Here is a 17,978-nt window from a genome sequence, read left to right as displayed (position 1 = left end):
CTGTCTGCACATTAGCCACACCTTCGACTGGACGTCCAGCAATGGGCAACCGTACGAACGAAGGGCTGCCTGATGGGGAATGGCGGCGCGGCCCAAAAAGCAAAGAGGCCAGAAACGGCGGCTGTCATCACAGGTCAGCGCGGCACCGGGTTCCTGCTCTATCATGGCCTCTCGACTGCTCGCCGAAGTCCCCCGATGGAAGGACGTTCGATGCGACGTGTACCGCGCGGATCCCTCGCAGGAGTCCTGGGTGTCCTGGTCACGATGGCGGTCTGCGTGACGGCCGTGCCGGCGGGGCCGGCTTCGGCCGCCCAGCGGCGACCGTACGTGTCCGGAAACACGACGCGACGCCGGTCTATTCGTACGCCAACGCGATCCGCGAAAGCATCTGGGTCGACACCAGTCTGGACAACGACGGCGACGGCAGTCCGGACCGGGTGGCCATCGATATCGTACGACCGTCCGAGGCGGCGCAGGCCGGGCTGAAGGTGCCGGTGATCATGGAAGCGTCGCCGTATTACTCCTGTTGCGGCCGTGGCAACGAAACTCAGGTGAAAGACTACGACAGCAACGGCGTCATCGATTCGATGCCGCTTTATTACGACAACTATTTCGTGCCGCGCGGCTACGCTTTCGTCGGCGTCGACCTGGCCGGCACCAACCGTTCCACAGGCTGCGAAGACCTCGGCGGTCCCGAGGAGGTGGCCAGCGCCAAGGCGGTCATCGACTGGCTCAACGGCCGTACGACCGCGCACTACGCCAACGGAACCGCCGCGGTCGCGGACTGGACCACCGGCAAGGTCGGCATGATCGGCAAGTCCTGGGACGGCACGGATCGCCAACAACGCGGTCGCGGCCACCGGAGTCGCCGGCCTGACCACCATCGTGCCGATCTCGGCGATCTCCAGCTGGTACGACTACATGCGGGTCAACGGCGTGCCGCGCTCCACCGGCTGGCCCGGCGGACTCGCCTCGGAGGTCGGTCGTACGGGCAGCGTCTGCTCGTCGGAATACACCTCGCTCACCACCGGCGGCGACGACCACACCGGCAACTACAACGCCTTCTGGACACAGCGCAACTACTTCGCCAATGTTGGCAACGTAAAAGCGAGCGTCTTCGCCGTGCATGGGCTCAACGACGAAAATGTCTTCCCGCAGAATTTCGCGCAGTGGTGGAGCGGCCTCGCCGCGCACGACGTGCCACGCAAGCTCTGGCTGTCGCAGGAAGGCCACGCCGACCCATTCGATATTCGCCGCTCCACCTGGGTGACCACACTGCAGTCCTGGTTCGACTATTGGTTGCAGGGCCTGGACAACGGTGTCATGAGCCAGCCGACCGTCGACGTCGAGCGGACGCCGAACCAGTGGCAGACCCAAAGCGATTACCCGGCGGCCGGATCAGCGCCGGTGACGCTGACGATGGGTGCCAGCAGCACCGGCGCCGGAACGCTCGGCACCTCCCCCGGTGGCACAGCCACCACCCGCTCGATCACCGACAGCACCAGCCTCACCGAGGCCAACGCCGTGTCCAGTCCGACCACCACCCGTACCGGCCGGCTGGCGTTCCTGTCCGCGCCGTTGGCCGCCAACACCCAGCTGTCCGGCACGCCAACCATCACTTTGCGCGTCAAAGCAACAAAACCTGACACCGAGCTGTCCGCACGACTGGTCGACTACGGCACGGCTACCCGCGACCGGGATCTGGCCGACGACGAAAGCGGAGTCAAGACGCTGCGCACGCGAAGCTGCTACGGCGACTCCACGACAGCGGACAGCGCCTGCTATCTCGACACCGCCGAGGACACCGCGAGCTCGTCGTACGGGGTGCTGACGCGCGGCTGGCAGGACGCGGCGCACTACCAGTCGCTCAGCCAGCAGACGCCGCTGACGCCGGGCCAGTGGTACACGATCACCTGGCATTTGCAGCCACAGGACCAGATCCTCGTGGCCGGGCACACTCTGGGACTGATCCTTTCGTTGTCCGACACCGAAAAAAACTCGCCGTCGAGCACCGGCGCGACCGTCACGGTGGACCTGACCGGCAGCTCACTCAGCCTCCCGCTGGTCGGCACCACCGTCCTTCAACGGCCCACGACCACACCGCACCTCACCGCGGTGGCACCGCGGACGTACCCCACCCGCACCCGGCCCCTGCCCTCCTGACGACCGCTACTTCGTTGCTGTTGCTCGCATCATCGGCAGAGTGAGTGCGACGAGTACGGCCGCGAAAGCGAGGCCGGCACCGACCAGGAACGCTTCGTGGAACACGCTGAGCCTGGCCTGCACGATGCGTCCAGGATCAGTGCCGGCCCACGCCACCAGCTCGGGTACGCGGCTGAACGCGACGGTCGCGGCGACCGCCACGCCGAGCGCGCCTCCGGCCTCTTGACTGGTGTTGATCAGTCCGGCGGCGACGCCGGAGTCCGCCTCCCGCACGCCAGCAAAAGCTGCCACCTGGATCGGTACGAACGCCATGCCCAGGCCCAGCCCAGCGATCAGGAACGCGGGCAGCACGTCCACCACGTAACTCGCATCAGCTGGAGCACGCCACAAAAGCAGGAGTCCGCTGGTGGCTAACACCAGGCCGACGATGAGCACCGGCTTGGCCGCGAACTTGTTCACCAGTTGCTGGGAAACGCCAGCGCCGACCGAGATAATGACGGCGATCGGAAGGTACGCGAGGCCCGTGGTGACCGGCGAATAGTTCAGCACCTGCTGCATATACAGGCTGGCAAAGAAAAACAACGTCACGAGCGTACCGAGCATGAACACCGCGGTGATATTGGCACCGCGGATGACCTTTTGCCGGAAAATGGAGAGCGGGATCAAGGGTGCGCTCGCCCTGCGCTCAACAAACACGAATCCAGTGAGCAGCACCATGACCGCGACCAGGCAGCAGATGGTGGCCGCCGAATCCCAGCCCCAGCTGACCGTCTGGCCCAGGGTGTAGATCAGCAACACCAAGCCGGCGGTGAGCACGACAGCGCCAGCAACATCGAATTTCCTGCGCTGTTCGGGGTCGCGGCTCTCCGCCACGACGAGCGGCGCCAACAAGGCCGCGACCAGACCGATTGGCACGTTGATAATAAAAATCCAGCGCCATCCGGGGCCCTCGGTCAGCAGGCCGCCGAGGATCACACCCACCACCGAGGCCAGTCCGCTGATCCCGCCCCAGACACCGAGGGCGCGGGTACGGGCCGGGCCCTGCGCGAAAGTGGTGGTCAGGAGGCTCAACGCGGCGGGCGCGATGAACGCGGACCCGAGCCCCTGCAGCCCGCGGGCGACGATAAGCATGGCCGGGCCCTGCGCCAAGCCCGCCAGCAGCGAGGCGAGCGCGCGAACCCGACCAGGCCGCCTCGCAGCATGCGCCGACGGCCGAAGGTGTCGGCGAGCCTGCCGCCAAGCAGCAGGAATCCGCCGAGCACAGTGCCGTACGCGGTGACGACGTACTGCAGGTACGTCTCGGTGATGCCGAGTTCGCGCTCGATGGTCGGTAGGGACACGTTGACGATGGAGACGTCGACGAACGTCATGAACCCGGCGACACATAAGAAGGCCAGCACCAGGCTTGGACTGCGGGCCGTCCGGACCTGGTTGGCGGTGGATTCGGTCATGGACATGCGGTTGAACTCCCAGAGATAGACAGATTTTCGGGCCGCCACCCTCCGCCCGGGCCTACCGGAGGATGGCGGGATCGCCGGCGGCCCAGTGGTCTCCGGCGCGGTTTCATCGCTGCGACGCGGTCACCGTAACAGCGTCGGTATAGTAGGTACCTAGAAGAAAGTATTGGACGGAAAGGCCGCTATGACCGAGACAGCGACCCGGCACCCAGCCAGCGATGCCACTCCGGAACAGGCGTGCCCAGTCGGCCCGGTTGTCGACATCGTCTTCAGCCGATGGACCACGCCGATCCTGTGGACACTCAACGAGTTCGGTGTCCAGCGATTCGTCGAACTGGAACGGCGGATCGGTACGATCACACCGAAAGTCCTCACTCAGCGGCTCCGGCAGCTGGAGCGAGACGGGCTGGTCACTCGTACGTACCACCCAGAAGTGCCGCCACGGGTGGAGTACGAGATCAGCGAACTCGGCCGCAGCCTGGCGCCGCTGTTCGCGCACCTGGCCACTTGGACCGCCCAGAATCTGGTCAAAGTGGAGCAAGCCCGGGTCGACTTCGACACGGCGGCCGCCGCGAAGGCCGGCCGCCGCCGGTGACGATCAGGCGGGCCGCCGGGTTCGGCGGGGAAGTCCGCGGAATTTTCCGCGATGGTGTCGAATGGCGTCGAGTCCGTTCGTAGCCATGGTGAGAGGCCCGGCAAACGAGCCGGTCGCCACTCACCGGAGGGCCCGATGTCCGCGTTCGCCGCGATCGCGATCCCGGCCATCGCCCGCCTGACGTTTGAAGGAGCTCCACCGTGAAGCGATATTTGCTCGCCGTCCAGTTCGACGAAAGCCACCCGGAGACCGAAGAGGAATTGCGGGCGCAGTTGGCTCGGACGCACAAGGTCAACCTGGAGATGGAAGCCGCCGGTTCGTGGGTGTTCGCCGGCGGCTTGATGCCCTCGTACGCGAGCACCGTCGTCCGTCCCGCCAACGGCACGACCACGATGACCGACGGCCCCTTCGCCGAGACGAAGGAACAGCTCGCCGGGTTCTGGGTGATCCAGTGCGAAGACGCCGACCAGGCGCTCGCCTGGGCCCGGAAAGGCGCGCTGGCCTGCGGGCGCCCGATCGAGGTACGCCCGTTCAACGAACTGCCGGCGGAATAGGCGCGGATGGACCTGGACAGCGTCTATCGGGCGGAATACGGCCCGGTGCGTGGCCACGCTGACACGCATGCTCGGTGACATCGGTCTCGCCGAGGAAGCCGTACAGGATGCGTTCGCGGCAGCCGTCCAGAAGTGGGGCGAGGCGCCGCCGCCCAACCCGGGCGGCTGGATCGTGACCACCGCCCGTAATCGGGCGATTGACCGGCTACGCCGGGAGTCCAGTCGCGAAGCCCGCCACGCGCAGGCGCTGCTGCTGCACCAACCCGCAGAGCCGAAGGAGGTGGGACCGGTGCGCGACGACCAGCTCCGGATGATGTTCACCTGCTGCCACCCCGCGCTGTCGCCGCTCGCCCAGACCGCGCTCACCCTGCGCCTGCTCGGCGGGCTGGAGGTGGCCGAGATCGCGCGGGCCTACCTTGTCCCGGAGCCGACCGTCCACCAGCGGATCGTTCGTGCGAAGAAGAAAATCCGGGACGCCGGCATCCCGTACCGAGTGCCCGGCGCCGCCGAACTCCCCGACCGGCTGCAGCCGGTGCTCACCGTGCTCTACCTGGTCTTCAACGAGGGGTACGCCTCAACCGCCGGGGAACTGCTGCGTACGGACCTGTGCCAGGAGGCGATCCGGCTCGCGAGGGCACTCGCCGACCTGATGCCGGACGAGCCGGAGGTGATCGGGCTGCTAGCGCTGCTGCTGCTCGTCGAGTCCCGGCGGCCGGCGCGGGTCGGGCCGTCGGGTGAGCTGGTGGTGCTCGCGGAACAGGACCGGTCGTTGTGGGACCGGGCGCTGATCGCCGAAGGGCACGAGCTCGTACGGCGATGCCTGCGCCGCAACCAGCCGGGGCCGTAGCAGTTGCAGGCCGCGATCAACGCCGTACACACCGACGGGCCGGCGACCGACTGGACGCAGGTGTTGGCGCTGTACGACCACCTGCTGCACCTCAGCCCCACCCCGATCATCGCGCTCAACCGGGCGGTCGCGGTCGCCGAGGTGCACGGACCGGCGGTAGCGCTGGCCTGCATCCAAGACCTCGACCTGCCGGGCTATCACCTGCTGCCGGCCACCCGCGCGGACCTGCTCACCCGTCTCGCCCGCACCTCAGCTGCCATCGCCGCGTACGACGAAGCGATCGCCCTGGCCACCAACGACACCGAACGAACCTTCCTGCGGACCCGGCGAGCACGGCTTCGCGCGGACAGCTGACGTACCAACGTGAACGGGTCGGCTCAGCTGCCGTAGAGGATGGTGAGGGAGATGATCGTGGCGTCCGGCGGCAAGGTCCCCGTCTCGTGCGGGTTGAAGATCACCGGCGGTGGGCAGAGACCTGGCAGCAGGTAGGTGAAGGAGCCCTGATTGTTCTCCGCGTACCAAATGCTGACCGGGCCAAAATGCATGGGAAGCGTTCCCTCACCTTCGAAGCAGACCGGATATCCGCCGGTGAAGAAGGTGAAGTAGTTGAAGTCATTGCTCTGATCGCACGCCGTTCGCGAAATCGGGCTGTTCATGGGGGACGCTGCCGCGGGAGTGGCCGCGAGGACCGCAAACATGGTGGTCAACGCCCCTATCGACGCGAGTGCCGCCGAAATCTTCCCGACTGCCTTCATCGTTCTCTCCATCATGATTCACCACAGGTGCACTTGGGACGTACGCCCCTTATGGCATTCACAAATGTGGATGCCCCAGGAGGGTGGCATTTGGTGATCGACGCGAGCAACGTATTCGACAGAGGTCAAAAAGGTACGCCCTGACCGTTATGCCTTCTTCGTACGAGTGCCCCAACTGGTCCACCAGAAAAGTCGTCAACTGGCCCCCGCCAGCGGTCCAGATCGCGCATACGGTCGGGCCATGACAACGCTGACCACCCTGTCGCACGAAGTCCCGCCGTTCCTGCCCGCCGGCGCCGAGGTCATGACCGCCACCATCGAGCTGGAGCCAGCCGACCCGGGCACGCCGCCGCATCGGCACAGCGGTCCGGTCTTCGGGTATCTGATCGAAGGCGAGATGCTGTTCGAGCTCGAAGGCGAGCCGCCGCGGATCATCCGGGCCGGCGAGGCGTTTTGGGAACCCGGCGGCGACGTCATCCACTACCTGGCCGCCAACAACCTTCCCGACGCCTGGACCCGCTTCGTCGTCGTGATGATCGGCGCACCCATGCTCACCCTGGTCGACGCCGACGAACTCGCCGTACGAGCCGACCGCCGCTTCCGAGTGGATCGATAGGCGATCAGGGACGTTTTAGTAGTGGCTATCGGCATGTCGGCAACGAAAACGTCAAGTTCGCGAAGAAGGGGCGGCGGGAATGCCCAGGACAGTGGCGATCGTCGCCGCCCACCATCGCCGTTGAGCACGCGGGTCCTGGGCGGCCGGATTGGCGATTCCAGCGCTGTTCCGAAACGCCACGCCATATGTGGGGTCGGTGGCCAGTGCCTGATGCAGGGCCGCCACCGCGAGCCGGGTCTCGATCCGGCGAGGCGAACCGCTGCCGGTACGACGCCGCGCCCCGTGGAGGGCGTCGACCACCGGTTCGAGCATTCCCTGCCCATCTGGTCTCCAACCGGCGGCGTGCAGCGCGATAGCCAGCTCGCCGTACCCGTCCGCGTAGACCGCGGCCATCGTTTCGACGAGGTCGCTGACGGAAACCACGCCGTTGAGCCATCGGCTCGACGCCGCCTCGACCGCGCCGCGCAGCCGCCGCCCGCCCGCGCGGCTCAACAAAGCGACGAGCAGACTTTCCCTGTTTTGGAAGTGATGCGTGACGCCGGCGTCGGTCATGCCGACTCGCTGGGCGACCGCACGCACCTCGACGGCTCGCGGCCCGCCCTCGACAAGCAGCAGCTCGGCCGCCTCAAGGATGAGACGTTGCGCCTCCTCGGGTGTACGGCGAACGCGTCCTGTCACCCCGCCACCCTACCTTGACTAGATTAGGTAAAGCGGCTTACCTTGGAACCTCAAGGTAAGTCTCCAGAGAGGTAGCATCATGCCGGCCGTCGATCTCAAAACACTCCCCGCCGTACAGCTCGTGCCCCTTTTTGTCGGCGCGTGGCGACTGGCGGAATACCGAACACTCGGCACCACACCGGCGGGCACCCGGGTGATCATCGAGATCCCCGAAGGCCGGATCGAGGGCGATCGCGTCAACGGTCGAGTCGTTGGCGGAACGACAGCTGACTGGTTTCTGATCGGACCCGACGGCACTGGCACGATCGATTTCCGCGGCACACTTGAGACCGACGACGGAGCGACGATTTACATGTACGGCTCAGGGCGCTGCGACATGCGGGGGGGCGGGATAGGCAACGCGGGCGTTCTCTACGGTGCCCCGAGATTCGAGACGAGCCACTCGCGCTACACGTGGCTCAACCGGGTCCAGGCAGTCTTTCGCGGTGCGCTTGCCGGCGACGGCATGTTCTACGACGAATATTTCGAGCTGCGTTAGCCGCGAAACAACCGGATGGTGGGTCCGAACTCGAAGTGCAACGTCGGGGGCGGGTAGGGTTGTGAGCCGCCGGGCGTGGTGGTGCCCGGCGGCCGGGTGGATGTTTTATGCGGCGAGTTGGTTGATTCCACGGATGGTTCTTCGTTCGGGGTCCCGGTACGCGGGTGGGATGAATTCGACGATTCCGTCGGTGATGCGTTCTTCCCAGTCGCTGTGGTGAATCAGGCGATGGCAGGCATCACACAGGAGCACGCAATTTTCCAGGCAGGTATCGCCACCATCGGCCCAGTGAGTGACGTGATGGCCGCGGCACCAGCGAGGTGGTCGACCGCACCTGGCGCAGCCTTTATCCCGCGCTATCAGTGCTTTTCGTAGGTGTGCGGGTAGGAGTCGTTCGGTGCTGGCGACGTTGAGCGGTACGCTGTTTCTGCCCAGGAGCATGGGGGTGATGTCCGCGTCGCAGGCGAGCCTGCGGCCGGATTCTGGAGATATAGCGATGCCGGTGTGTGCGTACGCGAAACCGAGCTCTGGATCTGTGCCTTCATCGCCGGCGGCCATGACACCATTCTACCGCTATCACCGTCAAAAAAGATCGAGTTCGTACGATCGGAACGTGGTCATTTTCTCAATCACATCAGCAAAACGCGGAGCGCGCGCGTTCAAGCCCTAAGCAATTTGGTGAGGGTGGGGCCTCACTCTCGACGAAGAGCCAGGCGAAACAAGGCCGAACCCAGCTCCCTGCCGGTACATCCAGGCCGGGGCGCACGTAACGAGGCGACGCCACCGTTCGCAAACCGCGAAACCGCAACAGAATGCAGTTCTTACGACCCCTCGCGCGCCACCGGACTCACATCCGTCACACCCCTCGCCCACTCCACGACGTTTTTTGTCCACTGAACGAACGCCTCGGGGACAGCGCGAACCGCGTTCCCACCCGGCCGATCCACAGCTTCGCCTAACCCGCTTGCTACTAGCGGGCCGCCAGCAAGGCGGCGTTGGGCCAGGCGATGCGCAGCGCCATCGGGGCGCCTTTTAGGCGAGACGGCACGCCGCCCGGCGGCGGAACCGGCGCTTTCTCCACGGAAACGCCACCCCGGGCACGGTAGAACTGCTGGGCCGCGAGGTTCTGCTCGAGCACCCAGAGGTAGACACCCGAATCGGTGGCTCGTTCAAGTATTTCGGGGCCTACCTGGGCAAACAAAGCGGTGCCGACGCCGGTCCCCTGGCAGCGATGAGCGACATGCAGGTTGTCGATGAGGCTGCCCCATTCGGCGTCCTTATCGAGAATGACGTGGATGAAGCCGGCAAGGCCACCGGCGTCCTCACCCAGCACGGTGATGCTGCCGGCGGGTTCGGCGAGGCGTACCGACCAGACCACCCTCCGGTCCGCGACAACGTCACCATCCAGGAACGAGTCCGCGTACGCGCCGCGATAGTGCCGCCGCCAACTCGCCGCGTGCAGCGCCGCCACCTGCTCAGCGTCATCCGCACTCGCGGCCCGGTACCCGAGCGGCATTAGGGCATCGTCAGCCATGCGGCGGACGCTACCAGGGCAAGATCGACTTCCCACCTGGTGCTTCGGGTCACAGCCCTCTCACCTGAAAAGTAGGCTAGCCTCACCTAACATGACGCCTGACGTGCTCGCCGACGCCGTGCCCAGCGCTCTGCCACCGCTCTGGCGGATGCTCACCGAGTTCGGATATTTCCTGGGCCTGTCCGCGGCCATCGGGTTCCCGCTCACCTACTGGGTCGCCGTACGCCCCGCACTGGACAGGTCCGGCACTGACGCGTACGTGGTCGCCAGCCGCCGCCGCGCCGCCGCGCTGTTGGCATCCAGCGGTGTTTTGTTGCTCGTCACTGGCTATTTCCAGCTGGCAAGCCGGGTAGCCCGGGGAACCAAGGGGATGTCATTTGGCGAGGCCACCACTCCGGCCGCGATGTGGCGGTTCTTGTCCAAGGCCGCCACCCCAGGTGACTGGATCGCCAGCGGCACGATCTATCTCGTACAGAATGTCCTGGTCCTGCTGCTGTCCGCACTGCTGATCTCCTTGTTTTTCAAGAAAATCGGCAGCCGAATTGACACAATCGCGCTCTTTGCCTTCCCAGCCGCCATGCTTGCGAGCCTGATCGGCTCAACACCGACGCGCGCCACCGCGCTGGACACCTTGATGGACAGGTACTTGACCCAGGTCCACATCATTGGCGGTACGGCCTGGCTCGGTGGCCTGACCGTGCTGGTAGCGCTCGTGCTGGCCGGCCGCCGGGAAGCCACCGGGGTGGCCGCGATCTGGGCGGACATCTGGCAGCGCTTCAGCACGCTCGCATTGGTCGCCGTCGGCGGGGTGCTGCTCTCCGGCTTGTGGCTGACCTGGAAGAACGTCGGCGATCCCGCCCAACTGGTGACCACTACCTTCGGCCGTTTCCTGCTGCTCAAGCTGATTCTGGTGGTGGGGCTGGTGACAGCCGGCGGATTCAACCAGCTTTGGCTGATCCCGCGAGTGGTACGGGCCCGCCTCGCCGGCTCCGAAGGATCCCTGGTCACGCTGGTGTTGCGGCATTTTCCCAAGGTCGTCGCGATCGAGGTCGTTCTCGGAATCGGCGTCCTGACGGTCGTACCATTTCTCAGCGGCTCGGCCCGCGCCCAGGCCGGCGAGACCGCCGAACCGCCGGTCGCGACCGGCGGCATCCTGCTGATCGGACTCCTGCTGACGGCCACTGTGGTGGCCTCCTTTTTCGCCACCGCCAAGGCATCCGACCTGCTCGCCCAACGCGCACAGACGTGACCCGTGAAGAGCAGGAATGGTTTCCGAAGGTGCGCGAGGCAATGGGCCGAAATGAGGTGCAGGCTATCGGTCAGCGAATGCTCGACGCCAAACCCAACGCGCCACGCGACCCGCTCAAACTCGCGAGTGCGACAGTCTGATCGCCCTCGCGTTCACCCAGCGGTCGTACGTCGCACCGGACCCGTTCGGTTAGTACGTCGTCCCGTCCTTGACCGTACGGATGCGGCAAACTTCAGGCCATGAGTATGGATGACCTGCTGATCGACTTCCTCAACGCCCAGCGGGCCCGAGTGTTCGAGATCCTCGCCGGCCTGGACGAAGATCAGCTGGCAACAACCCCGGTGTTGCCGTCCGGCTGACGCTGGTGGGGATGCTCGAGCATCTCGGGCACGCGGAGCGGCACTGGTTCCAGGAGGTCACCCTCGGCACCGCGGAACCACTGCCGTGGCCTGCCCAGAACGGGCCTTTCGCGACAGGCCAGCGAACCGAGCCGGTGTTCGCCTTCTACCGCGACCAGATCGAGCGCGCGAATGTCGTGCTCGCCTCGACCCCATTGTCCACCCGACCTCTGGGACGACACGGCCATGGCGACGAAACCCTGGTCACCGACCTCCGCTTCGTCGTGATGCACATGATCGAGGAGACCGCCCGCCATCTCGGTCACCTCGACGCGGCCCGCGAACTGATCGACGGCCGCGTCGGCCTCGGCCAGGACCCGTTGTGAAACGTTGCGGCGTGACCGCGAATCCTTTCGCCGCAGCTGGCCTCTTATAGGGGTCAGTATGTGAGCGGACCGGGAGGTGACATGCCGAACTGGGTCAGTGAGCAGCTTGTCGAGTCGGCGAAACGCGGCCATGTCGAGTCGATCAGTGCCGTCGTGTACGGAGCGCACCCGCACGTCCAGCGCTTCGCTCGTACGCTGTGCGCCACCCCCCGGAGGACGCTGAGGACGCGGCGCAGGAGGCGCTGCTGATCCTTTACCGCAAGATCGGCACGCTGCGCGCCTCAGGTGCCCTGGCGTCCTGGGTGTTCCGGATCGTACGAAACGAGTGCGTACGACTCTCCAGACTCATGCTGCAGTCTCACTCGGTCGAACCACACGCGATGCTCAATCCTGAGGACGAGGTGCTGGCCAGGCTGGAGTCCGACCGGGTGGCGGCTGTCATTGCCGCGCTTCCGGATCTTCAGCGGCGGGTCCTGATCATGCGAGACGTGCAGGGCTATTCCGGCCAGATGGCGGCCGACGCACTCGGTCTCAGCCTCGCCGCGATGAAGTCACAACTGCATCGGGCGCGGCTGGCCGTACGCGACAGCCTCGGCTGATTCTTTCCTACCAAGGAGATTCAATGCTTGCTGTGGATACCCGGCTGCCCGAAATCAGGATGTCCGACACCGAAGGCAAGGCTGTGCGCCTGACCGACTTCCCCGGTCAGGCCGTGCTGATGTTCTTCATGCGGTCGACTACCTGCCCGGTGTGCAACCTCCACGTCCGCCACCTGGTGTCGCGCTCCGCGGCGGATTTTCGCGCCCACGGCGTACAAGTCATTATCGCGGTCCCTGAAGACCGGGTGGATGCCGCCCGCTGGAAGGAAAAAACAGAGCATTCCCTTCCCGGTCATCAGTAACTCCACTGGCGGCCCGCACACCGGCGTCGGCCTGACCAAGAAGGTGTTCGGAATGATGCAACAGTCCGGCACCCTGTTGATCGACCGCAGCGGAGTCATCCGCTACGCACACAGCGCCACGATGCCGACGGGCAGCTACAACCGCAAAGCCGTGCAGGCGGCGATCGCCGAGTTGTCGCCTTAGAAATCAACAAACCGACCCACGACCGCCAGGTTTGGTTCGCGTCGACCAGGCTGACCGGGCCAGGTCCGGAAACCGGCGAGAATCCTACCCTTTCTTGTCGATAAGACTTCGGCTTGCCCTCCGCACTCCCACGTACTCGCCGCTGGGCCCCCACCGCCTGCCTGAGAGCCGGTCACTGATCCGCGCGATGTCCCAGTTGGGCTTCAACCACAGTTGGAGACGACCGCGCCGATGAGTTTTTGGCTCGGGTGAGGTCAGTACTGGTGATACCGATAGTCAAGGGTGAGCTGGAAGGGTCCCTATGAGCATCAACGCACTCCCATCCGTGGTCGACACCGACACCTGGCAGCGTCAGATCGACGAGCTAAGGGCCAGGGAGAAGGCCGCGACCCGGGAACTCGACGCGATCGCCGCCCAGCGTCGCCGGCTGCCGATGGTGAAGATGCCCGACTACACGCTCGAGGGCGCGAACGGGCCGGTCCGGCTGGTCGATGTCTTCGAAGGCAAGTCGCAGCTGATCGTCTACAACCACATGTGGTCTCTGCCGGCGAGCAGTGCAGTGCGGCGGCTGCACCAGCCTGACCTCGCAGTACACCCGGCTGGAATACCTGGACAAGTACGACGCTCGGTTCGTCCTGGTCACCCAGGGACCGATCGAGGAGGCGCTGGCCTACCAGCGGCGGGTCGGCAACACGATGACCTGGTATTCCACCGCGGACAGCCCGTTCGGTGCGGACGTCGGCGCGCCTGCCGGCGGTGGTTTCGCGGTCAACGTGTTCCTGCGCGACGGCGACACGGTCTACCGCACCTGGAACAGCAGCGGCCGGGGCACCGAACAGCTCAGTTACACCTTCGCGCTGGTCGACGTGTTGCCGTACGGGCGACAGGAGGAATGGCAGGACTCACCCCAGGGGTGGCCCAAGTCGCCCACCTACAGCAACTGGAGCAGCTCTCAGGAGATCGCCGCACGTTACGGGTCGCAGGCCTGAGCCGGCCTCGCGGGACGCCTTGAAACACCGACCGTCGATCCAGCCGGCGGGCACGCGCCCGCCGGCGTCGACCGCGTTCAGCCGAGCCGCATTCCTTGGCTCGGTGGGTTGGCTGGACGCTCCTTTGCGTACAGCCAGGTGTCGAACAGTGGCTTGAGTGATTTGTTGGAGATTTTCTCGGCAAGGGCGATGAATTCGCTTGTCGACTCGTTGCTGTACATGTTGTCGCTTACTCGGTGTTTGAGGATGTCGAAGAACGTGTCGTCGCCCACGGTCGAACGCAGTGCTTGCAGGGTCATGGCGCCACGCTCGTACACCGGGTCGTCCAGCAGGCCGGCCGCACCCGGGTCGCCGGGAGGGGTCTTCCAGAAGCTGTCGCCACTGTCGTGGCTTTTGTAGTCCTCGTCAGCAAGTTTGCTCGCCGGTTTGGTGCCTTCGTGCTCCTGCCACAACCATTCGGTGTACTGGGCGAAGCCTTCGTTGAGCCAGATGTCCTGCCATGACTTGGGCGACACCGCGTCGCCGAACCACTGATGCGCGTTCTCGTGAACGACGTCGCCGAAGCTTACCGTCCTTGAAAACGTTGCTGTACACCGGCTTTGTCTGATACTCCTCGGCGTCGTTCACGCTCCCGGCGTCAACGGCGACCCCGCCTTCGATGTCGAAGGGGTACGGCCCGAAGAGGCCGGATTCCCAGGCGAGCACGTCAGGGGTCTGCTCGATGCTTGAGGTGGCGTTCTTCTTCTCGGTCTCAGACAGGCTTTGGCTGTAGGCACGGATGAACGTACGTCCGTCAGCGGCCGTGGTGTTTTTTTTCATCGTAAAGCGGCCGATCGCCATGAACGAGTTGTAGGTGGCCAGCGGCTGGGCGCTGCTCCATTTCCAGACCACCTTGTCGCCGCTCTTTTCGGAACTGACGAGCTTGCCGTTGGTGATCGCGGTGGTTCCATCCGGAACAGACACCGACGCAGACCAGGTGGCCTTGTCCGAGGGGTGATCGTTACAGGGAAACCAGAACGCGGCATAGTGCGGCTCGGCGACTGAGGACGCCCCGTCAGCGCTGGCGAACCAGGCCTGTTCGCCGTACATGCGCACCTTGGACGGAACTCCCGAGTACGTCACCACGACCGTCATCGGTTTCTGGGCGGGCAGGTCGACTTTCGGCGTGATGATCAGCTTGTTGTCCTGATCCTTGAATTCCGCCGATTCGCTGTTGACCGTCACCGCTGAGGCGGTCAACCCGAAATCGAAGGAAAAGCTGCTGAGGTCCTGCGTCGCGGTCGCCGAAATGGTCGCCGTTCCACTCAACTGATCCGCACCAGGCTGGTAGGCCAGGTCCAATGCGTAGTTGTCGACCTGGTAGCCAGTGTTCCCGTCGTGTGGGAAGTACGGGTCGCCGATACTCTGCCCGCCTGGCTGACCGGCCGCCGCGCTCGGCGCCGCCAGCAGCGAGACGGCCAGGACAGCCGTCGCCGCCGGAGCAAGCCGATACCACATCGTGCCCTTCATGGAATTCCCTTCGTCCATCAGTCGTGACAGTCAGGGCGGTGAAGGTGACTCGACCCGCCGTCGCCGACGCAGCAGTCAGGCAAGGCCGCTATGGTGTAACGATGCACCAAGATAGAGGCGATGGGGTTCGCCGTCAACGGGTAGGCGCACAGCCGGTTTCCCGAACAGCGATTTGCTTCGCGTACTCCAAGCCGATCGACCAATGGGCGCATCAGAAACGCATTCAGTGCATCGTTGCAGTACGGTCTACTGCGGGTGCCCGGCGTCACTCAGCGCGCCGCTTCTCTGTCGATATCACCGATTGCGTTCTCGATAACTGAACAGCAGGGTTCCAACGACAAGGAGCACGAGGAAAAGCCCCGCGACAATCAGCCCGTCGCGAGTGGGGCCGGCGACCACCACCTGTTCGTATCCGGGCGTGCCGGCATAAAAGGCCTCGCGCATCAGGCCGACCGCGTATCGTAGCGGCATCGCCCAGCCCAGAATGTCGAGATATGCCGGCAGATTATGCAGCGGCACGAGGACCCCGGCGACCACGTACTGCGGAATGATGATGAGGAACTGGAAGACCTGCATCGCCGAGCGCTGATTCGGCAGCGTCGCGACGGTCGCGAGCCCGAAGGCCGCTCCCAGCAGAGCGCAGGCGAGAGCTGGTACGACCAGCCGGCCGAGCTGCGATGGTGTTGCCGCCACTCCGAAAAGCACGGCGAAGAGAACGACAGCACCGCCCTGACACAGCGCGACCAGGCACTCGCCGGCGATCTTTCCCGCCATCAACGTGGCCCGTGAGATCGGGGCGACGAACAGTTCGCGAGAAAAATCCGTCTCCCGGTCCTCGACGATCGAAACCATGCCGGCCGCTGTCGACTGGAAAAGGCTGGCGGCGAGTACGCCGGTAAAGGCGACCGTGACGGCGTCGAGTCCCGTTGCCTTGCCGACAGTGGACTGCAGCACCGTGCCCAGGCCCGCGATCAACATGATCGGGAAGGCCAGGTTCACCGCCAACCGGGCCCGGTCACGGAGCAGTTTGATCACGTCCCGCTGGGCTATCGCCGCCGCACGGCCCAGAACTCGTGGCCAGCGGTCACCGAGTTTCACCTTCCAGCAAGAGAAGGTAAGTGTCCTCAAGGGATGGTTCTGGCGCACCCGGTGGCCAGTATCGGTTCTTGAGCTGCGCCGGGCTTCCCAGTTCGACGGCCCGACCGCCCATCAGGACGCAGACCATGTCGGCCGGCTCCGCCTCTTCGAGATAATGAGTGGTGAGGAAGATGGTGGTACCTCGCAGTCGGCGAATATCCGCCAGGTAAGCCCAAAGACTCCGGCGGCTCTGCGGATCCAGACCGGTGGTGGGTTCGTCGAGGAAAAGCACTCGCGGGTGGTGCATCAGAGCGCGGACGATCTCGAGCTTGCGCCTGGTCCCGCCGGACAGCAAACGCACCCGCCGGCCGAGAATGTCCTCCAGCTCCAACAAAACCGCCAATTCCGCTACCTGCCAGCGGTACGCGCGCGGCATAAGCCGGTAAAGCGGCCGCCACGGATAGAGTCCGTACAAAACAGCGCGTGCAGCCGAAGATTTTCCTCTGCGGTCAGGTTGGGGTCCAGCGACGGCTGCTGGCAAACAATGCCCACCCGCTGACGTACTTTTGACTGCTCCGCGGCCAGATCCAGGCCGGCCACCCGGACCTGGCCGGAGGTCGGCGCGAGGAGCGTGGTGAGAACCGACAGGGTGGTGGTCTTGCCCGCACCGTTCGGCCCCAGTAGGCAGAAAAAAAACTGGCCGTCCGGCACGTCGAAAGACACCCCGTCGACCGCGTTGCCAGCCGCGCCCCGATAGTGCTTCACCAGCTCCCGCACCTCGATCGCGTCCGTCATGCCCGCCGCCGCGAACGCAACCGAGCTCGGCGATAGCGAGCATCGAGGCCACCGCGCCGGGCGAGCCACGCCAACGGTCGTACGAACGCACGCACCAAATGAGGTGTGTAGGGCGCCCGAACCTCGCGCGCGGAACTCGTGCATGAACAACAACAGGTCGAAAAGCCGCGGCAGCCGGCGGTTTGCGCAGACTAGCGCCGCCGCCGTCTCCAAGAGCTCCTGCATCTGCAGTGCGGGCCGGGTTTCCACCAGCACGCGCGCGGTTTCCCCGCCGGTGTTCACAAATCCGTGCACCTGGCCGGGCCGGACAACAACGACGTCGCCAGGTCCGGCGACCACGGTTCGGAACCCAACCCGGAACCGCAACCGGCCGGCCAGCAGTTCGAAACGCTCCTCCTGCTCTGGATGCGCGTGACTGCTCGGCACCCGCCCGCCGGGTGCCAGGAACAGCTCCCACGCCAGCAGATCACCGCCGGTCTCGGCGGCCGTCCTGCGAATAACGATCCGCTCGCCGCTGGCCGGATTCTCGATGACCAGCCCATCGGACGTCACATTTTCCCCCTGACCTGGTGATTTTCCTGGCTTCGAGAGTGCCAGCAGGCGGTAAGCAAGTCGTCGGTCAGCGGACTGAGGCGCATGTACGGTCGCAGGAGGCCACCGCTGCGCCGGCGTACGCTCGGCTACGTATGGCTTGCCCAACACTCCGTCGGTCAGCAGCCGGCGTACGTCAATTTGCGTACGCGTGAATACTGCGCAGGCAGAACGACAGAAGGGCCGCAGCCGGTAAAGCTGGTGGGTATGACTCGACCAGAA

General features: G+C 65.2%; 23 protein-coding genes and 3 pseudogenes. 14 read left to right on the top strand and 12 right to left on the bottom strand.

Going from position 1 to position 17,978, the window contains the following annotated elements; all coding sequences use genetic code 11:
* Positions 1–355 precede the first annotated feature (355 nt).
* Positions 356–502 carry a hypothetical protein gene (locus tag GNX96_RS55165; RefSeq protein ID WP_279581468.1) on the bottom strand — a complete coding sequence of 49 codons (147 nt, stop codon included), beginning with the start codon at positions 500–502 and terminating at the stop codon, positions 356–358.
* Between GNX96_RS55165 and GNX96_RS64820 the strand changes: the two are divergent.
* Together GNX96_RS64820 and GNX96_RS55160 are read left to right on the top strand one after the other, a co-directional pair.
* Positions 438–773: pseudogene (locus GNX96_RS64820) on the top strand (CocE/NonD family hydrolase); the annotation flags it as partial. The gene GNX96_RS55165 and the pseudogene GNX96_RS64820 overlap by 65 nt on opposite strands.
* A 61-nt stretch (positions 774–834) precedes the next feature.
* Complete coding sequence (locus tag GNX96_RS55160) at positions 835–2,163, top strand: CocE/NonD family hydrolase C-terminal non-catalytic domain-containing protein (RefSeq protein ID WP_279581476.1); 1,329 nt, start codon at positions 835–837, stop codon at positions 2,161–2,163.
* Positions 2,164–2,169: 6 nt separating this feature from the next.
* On the opposite strand, the gene GNX96_RS25565 is transcribed toward GNX96_RS55160, so the two are convergent.
* Entirely contained in the window at positions 2,170–3,294 is a 1,125-nt protein-coding gene (locus GNX96_RS25565) for an MFS transporter (RefSeq protein WP_279581467.1), read from the bottom strand.
* Positions 3,231–3,614: an MFS transporter gene (locus GNX96_RS55155; protein WP_279581466.1), complete on the bottom strand. Its 384-nt coding sequence runs from the start codon at positions 3,612–3,614 to the stop codon at positions 3,231–3,233. The genes GNX96_RS25565 and GNX96_RS55155 overlap by 64 nt, the downstream gene beginning before the upstream one ends.
* A gap of 190 nt (positions 3,615–3,804) precedes the next feature.
* On the opposite strand from GNX96_RS55155, the gene GNX96_RS25560 reads away from it, so the two are divergent.
* The 3 genes and pseudogenes from GNX96_RS25560 to GNX96_RS25550 all read left to right on the top strand — a co-directional run bounded on the left by GNX96_RS25560 (position 3,805) and on the right by GNX96_RS25550 (position 5,970).
* Positions 3,805–4,215 carry a winged helix-turn-helix transcriptional regulator gene (locus GNX96_RS25560; protein ID WP_163570034.1) on the top strand — a complete coding sequence of 137 codons (411 nt, stop codon included), beginning with the start codon at positions 3,805–3,807 and terminating at the stop codon, positions 4,213–4,215.
* A gap of 200 nt (positions 4,216–4,415) precedes the next feature.
* Positions 4,416–4,769: a YciI family protein gene (locus tag GNX96_RS25555; RefSeq protein ID WP_163570033.1), complete on the top strand. Its 354-nt coding sequence runs from the start codon at positions 4,416–4,418 to the stop codon at positions 4,767–4,769.
* Between the two features lie 6 nt (positions 4,770–4,775).
* A pseudogene (locus GNX96_RS25550) lies at positions 4,776–5,970 on the top strand (RNA polymerase sigma factor).
* Between the two features lie 23 nt (positions 5,971–5,993).
* On the opposite strand, the gene GNX96_RS25545 reads toward GNX96_RS25550, so the two are convergent.
* Positions 5,994–6,371, bottom strand: coding sequence for a hypothetical protein (locus GNX96_RS25545; RefSeq protein WP_163570032.1), 378 nt, complete (start codon positions 6,369–6,371; stop codon positions 5,994–5,996).
* A gap of 241 nt (positions 6,372–6,612) precedes the next feature.
* On the opposite strand from GNX96_RS25545, the gene GNX96_RS25540 reads away from it, so the two are divergent.
* Positions 6,613–6,987, top strand: a complete 375-nt coding sequence (locus GNX96_RS25540) for a cupin domain-containing protein (protein WP_163570031.1) — start codon at positions 6,613–6,615, stop codon at positions 6,985–6,987.
* Positions 6,988–7,038: 51 nt separating this feature from the next.
* Here GNX96_RS25540 and GNX96_RS25535 read toward each other — a convergent pair whose 3' ends face one another.
* Positions 7,039–7,665 carry a TetR/AcrR family transcriptional regulator gene (locus tag GNX96_RS25535; RefSeq protein ID WP_163570030.1) on the bottom strand — a complete coding sequence of 209 codons (627 nt, stop codon included), beginning with the start codon at positions 7,663–7,665 and terminating at the stop codon, positions 7,039–7,041.
* Positions 7,666–7,744: 79 nt separating this feature from the next.
* Between GNX96_RS25535 and GNX96_RS25530 the strand changes: the two genes are divergently transcribed.
* Positions 7,745–8,203 (top strand): DUF3237 domain-containing protein, encoded by a 459-nt coding sequence (locus tag GNX96_RS25530; RefSeq protein WP_163570029.1) that lies wholly within the window; start codon positions 7,745–7,747, stop codon positions 8,201–8,203.
* A 105-nt stretch (positions 8,204–8,308) separates the two neighbouring features.
* Here the strand turns inward: GNX96_RS25530 and GNX96_RS25525 are convergent, their stop codons facing one another.
* On the bottom strand, positions 8,309–8,761 hold the full coding sequence (locus GNX96_RS25525; RefSeq protein ID WP_163570028.1) for an HNH endonuclease: 453 nt from the start codon (positions 8,759–8,761) through the stop codon (positions 8,309–8,311).
* A gap of 412 nt (positions 8,762–9,173) precedes the next feature.
* Positions 9,174–9,719, bottom strand: a complete 546-nt coding sequence (locus GNX96_RS25520; RefSeq protein WP_279581465.1) for a GNAT family N-acetyltransferase — start codon at positions 9,717–9,719, stop codon at positions 9,174–9,176.
* Positions 9,720–9,828: 109 nt separating this feature from the next.
* On the opposite strand from GNX96_RS25520, the gene GNX96_RS25515 reads away from it, so the two are divergent.
* From GNX96_RS25515 to GNX96_RS25490, 7 genes and pseudogenes are all read left to right on the top strand, one after another.
* The gene (locus GNX96_RS25515; protein WP_163570026.1) at positions 9,829–10,986 is read left to right on the top strand and encodes a copper resistance D family protein; all 1,158 of its coding nucleotides are present in this window, start codon (positions 9,829–9,831) and stop codon (positions 10,984–10,986) included.
* A complete protein-coding gene (locus GNX96_RS25510) occupies positions 10,983–11,126 on the top strand; it encodes a hypothetical protein (protein WP_279581464.1) in 144 nt (47 codons plus the stop codon). Before GNX96_RS25515 ends, GNX96_RS25510 begins: the two co-directional genes overlap by 4 nt.
* Positions 11,127–11,356: 230 nt before the next feature.
* A complete protein-coding gene (locus tag GNX96_RS25505) occupies positions 11,357–11,710 on the top strand; it encodes a mycothiol transferase (RefSeq protein ID WP_279581463.1) in 354 nt (117 codons plus the stop codon).
* Positions 11,711–11,907: 197 nt separating this feature from the next.
* Positions 11,908–12,309, top strand: a complete 402-nt coding sequence (locus tag GNX96_RS25500; RefSeq protein WP_279581462.1) for an RNA polymerase sigma factor — start codon at positions 11,908–11,910, stop codon at positions 12,307–12,309.
* Positions 12,310–12,341: 32 nt separating this feature from the next.
* The gene (locus tag GNX96_RS55150; protein WP_279581461.1) at positions 12,342–12,611 is read left to right on the top strand and encodes a peroxiredoxin family protein; all 270 of its coding nucleotides are present in this window, start codon (positions 12,342–12,344) and stop codon (positions 12,609–12,611) included.
* On the top strand, positions 12,559–12,795 hold the full coding sequence (locus GNX96_RS55145) for a hypothetical protein (protein ID WP_279581478.1): 237 nt from the start codon (positions 12,559–12,561) through the stop codon (positions 12,793–12,795). The genes GNX96_RS55150 and GNX96_RS55145 overlap by 53 nt, the downstream gene beginning before the upstream one ends.
* Positions 12,796–13,096: 301 nt before the next feature.
* A pseudogene (locus GNX96_RS25490) lies at positions 13,097–13,784 on the top strand (DUF899 domain-containing protein).
* Between the two features lie 77 nt (positions 13,785–13,861).
* On the opposite strand, the gene GNX96_RS25485 reads toward GNX96_RS25490, so the two are convergent.
* The 5 genes from GNX96_RS25485 to GNX96_RS25465 form a co-directional block, all read right to left on the bottom strand.
* A complete protein-coding gene (locus GNX96_RS25485) occupies positions 13,862–14,299 on the bottom strand; it encodes a M1 family metallopeptidase (RefSeq protein ID WP_163570025.1) in 438 nt (145 codons plus the stop codon).
* Entirely contained in the window at positions 14,190–15,125 is a 936-nt protein-coding gene (locus tag GNX96_RS25480) for a M1 family metallopeptidase (protein WP_163570024.1), read from the bottom strand. Before GNX96_RS25480 ends, GNX96_RS25485 begins: the two co-directional genes overlap by 110 nt.
* A gap of 462 nt (positions 15,126–15,587) precedes the next feature.
* The gene (locus GNX96_RS25475; RefSeq protein WP_279581460.1) at positions 15,588–16,391 is read right to left on the bottom strand and encodes an ABC transporter permease; all 804 of its coding nucleotides are present in this window, start codon (positions 16,389–16,391) and stop codon (positions 15,588–15,590) included.
* Positions 16,378–16,806, bottom strand: coding sequence for an ABC transporter ATP-binding protein (locus GNX96_RS55140; RefSeq protein ID WP_279581459.1), 429 nt, complete (start codon positions 16,804–16,806; stop codon positions 16,378–16,380). Before GNX96_RS55140 ends, GNX96_RS25475 begins: the two co-directional genes overlap by 14 nt.
* Positions 16,779–17,717 (bottom strand): ATP-binding cassette domain-containing protein, encoded by a 939-nt coding sequence (locus tag GNX96_RS25465; RefSeq protein WP_163570022.1) that lies wholly within the window; start codon positions 17,715–17,717, stop codon positions 16,779–16,781. The genes GNX96_RS55140 and GNX96_RS25465 overlap by 28 nt, the downstream gene beginning before the upstream one ends.
* Positions 17,718–17,978 lie beyond the last annotated feature (261 nt).

The sequence above is a fragment of the Fodinicola feengrottensis genome, from assembly GCF_010993775.1.
Lineage (GTDB): Bacteria > Actinomycetota > Actinomycetes > Mycobacteriales > HKI-0501 > Fodinicola > Fodinicola feengrottensis.
This window is presented reverse-complemented; position numbering and strand designations above follow the sequence as displayed.